Genomic DNA, 1466 nt, shown 5'->3' with positions numbered 1-1466 from the left:
GGGGCTGACCCAAAAGTCCGCCAAAAAGCGGACTTTTGGAGTCAGCCCTCTCTGGTTTTTGTATATTTTACCAAACGGAACAAAATTCCGACTCTGTTCTCCCCCTCATTTACGCCACCAAGGACAATTGCTTGTCCCTAGCGGCTTTTTTGAGAAGATTGTGGGCAGCACAAACCAGCCCCCATTCGATGGAAACTTTTTGGAGGCCTCGCAGGACAAAGCGACGAAACCCGCGATTTTGTTTGATTTGCCCAAATACACTCTCAATGTCGGTTTGGCGTTGGCGGTATCGGGCTTGCCCTTCTTCACTCTCCAACCGTTCGCGGGCTTTCTGTTTTTGTTCATGATAGACGGGGTTCCATTGCGTGGTTCGTCCATACTTGGAAGTCGTGCAGGCCGAACGGAACGGACATCCTTCGCATTCATGGCATTGGTAGTGTCGGGTGACCGAGGTGTATCCTGATTCCGTGGTCTGTTTCGAAGTTCCGGTGCGAACCAGCTTTTTCCCATTGGCGCAAATCCAAACGTCTTCTTCTTCCACATAGGTCCAATTCTGCTGATGATGCGGATTTTTCTTGACCTTGCGCGTGTTCTCCTTCTCATACGTATGGTACTTGATCAAGGCCGATATGTGCTTCTCTTCCAGCTTCACGTAGTTCTCTTCCGAGCCATAAGCCGCGTCAGCGATCAAACGTTCGGGTTCCACGCCGTACTTCTCTCGAACGGTCTCCAAATGCGGGAGAAGACAACGAGTGTCGCCCGGCCTCTGATGAAGGGAATACCCCAAAATAAATTGGCCGGAAGAACCCACCTGTACGTTATAGGCCGGCTTGAGCTGGCCGTTTCGCATGTGATCCTCCTTCAACCGCATGAAGGTGGCATCCACATCGGTCTTGGAATAGCTGTTGCGATCCCCGCATACATGGAGTTGGTGTTCATACTTTTCACTGCGGGGCAAGTAGTCCTCCTTCATCTTCTTGATGGCCTTCTTCAACGGTTGGTTGTCCRGCTCGGCCTCCAACCGTTTTTCCCACTCCTCGGTTTTCTTTCGGATTTCTTCTGACGTAAAGGCCGGCGAAGGGTCGATGTCTTCCGCCTTTTCTTCTTCCACGATCGCCTCGATCTGGGCAATCAGCCGATCGACATTGGCTTGGAGTTTCTCCTGGTACTTCTCAGCCGATTTGCGCCAAACGAAGGTGTACCGGTTGGCATTCGCTTCAATTTTCGTTCCATCCACAAAATAATCTTCCATCTTGACATAGCCGTCGGCCACGAGCAGCGTGATCATTTCCCGGAACAGGTCGTCAATCAGGTCTTTCATCCGCTCCGAACGAAACCGATTGATGGAGCGGAAGTCCGGCTTTTGAAATCCACTTAGCCACATGAGGGGAAGGTGGACTTCGAGCTGCCGTGCAATCTCACGGCCATGATACATTTTTTGGGTGTAAGCGTAAAGGAGAATTTTG

Annotated in this window: 1 protein-coding gene; it reads right to left on the bottom strand. The window is 51.1% G+C overall.

Annotated features, from left to right (window positions below; translation table 11 throughout):
* Nucleotides 1–109: 109 nt before the first annotated feature.
* A partial coding sequence (locus tag CV944_RS16955) for an IS1182 family transposase (protein ID WP_100664570.1) occupies nucleotides 110–1466 on the bottom strand: 1357 nt, incomplete at its 5' end.

It is taken from the genome of Geobacillus sp. WSUCF-018B (assembly GCF_002809985.1).
Taxonomy (GTDB): Bacteria; Bacillota; Bacilli; order Bacillales; family Anoxybacillaceae; genus Geobacillus; species Geobacillus thermophilus.
This window is presented reverse-complemented; position numbering and strand designations above follow the sequence as displayed.